Genomic DNA, 266 nt, shown 5'->3' on the forward strand with positions numbered 1-266 from the left:
CGCGATCCGCATCCCCGCCTCCGCCTTCCTCACCGCCTCGCTGCTGGCGCTCGCCGCCTGCGGAGGGAAGAAGGACGACAAGCCCAAGCCCGATCCGATCGTCGGCGTGATCGTCGCCCAGCCCGGCACCGCCGCGATGGCGACCGAACTGCCCGGCCGCACCGATGCCTACCAGGTGTCGGACGTGCGTCCGCAGGTTTCCGGCATCATTCTGCGGCGGCTCTTCACCGAAGGCGGGATCGTCCATCAGGGGCAGCCGCTCTACC

Annotated in this window: 1 pseudogene; it reads left to right on the top strand. The window is 70.3% G+C overall.

Annotated elements, in window-relative coordinates:
• Nucleotides 1–266 (top strand): annotated as a pseudogene (locus I53_RS34320) (efflux RND transporter periplasmic adaptor subunit); the annotation flags it as partial.

It is taken from the genome of Methylobacterium sp. B1 (assembly GCF_000333255.1).
Lineage (GTDB): Bacteria > Pseudomonadota > Alphaproteobacteria > Rhizobiales > Beijerinckiaceae > Methylobacterium > Methylobacterium fujisawaense.